At 53.2% G+C, this 592-nt stretch carries 1 protein-coding gene; it reads right to left on the bottom strand.

Annotated features, from left to right (window positions below; all coding sequences use genetic code 11):
• On the bottom strand, nucleotides 1–592 hold a 592-nt coding region (locus tag ACTHUM_RS17775), incomplete at both ends, for an HlyD family efflux transporter periplasmic adaptor subunit (protein WP_440403659.1).

Here is a 592-nt window from a genome sequence, read left to right as displayed (position 1 = left end):
GTAATAAACTTGGTTCGGGTCAAGTTTTAAGTCGTTGGCACGGTTTTGCATAGAGTTGCTGACGGTATCGGCGCCGACGAGGGTAACTTTGCCTTCTAAACCGCCGTAGATGGAGTAGTCGTATGCGCTGACTTTAACCAATGCAGGTTGGCCTGCGCGGATAAAGGCGATGTCTTGCGGACGGATATAGGCTTCGACCAGCAGTTTGTCATCAACCGGGACGATTTGCATGATGTCTTCGCCTGCGTTCACAACGCCGCCGATGGTGGTGACTTTTATGCCTTTGACGATGCCGCGCATAGGGGCGCGGATTTGCGAGCGTTCAACCGGGTCGGCACGCATGGCAACGTTTTCTTTGGATTGCGCCAGTTCGGATTCGGCTTGCAAGAGTTCGTTGTTGGCATCGGCTTTGTAGCGGTTGCGGCGTTCAGAGATTTGGGTGGCCAAGTCTGCGGAATCGCGGCGCATTCTTAAAAGTTCGACTTCGGAAACATAACCTTCGGAAACAAGAGGAGCAGTAATGGCAATCTCTCGATCAAGTGCGGCCTTGCTTTGGGATAGGCCGTTGATGGCATCCACCATGACTTGGCGG

This window comes from Neisseria sp. P0021.S006, from assembly GCF_051956895.1.
Note: the sequence above shows the minus strand (reverse complement) of the source record. Positions and strands in the feature narration are given on the sequence as shown.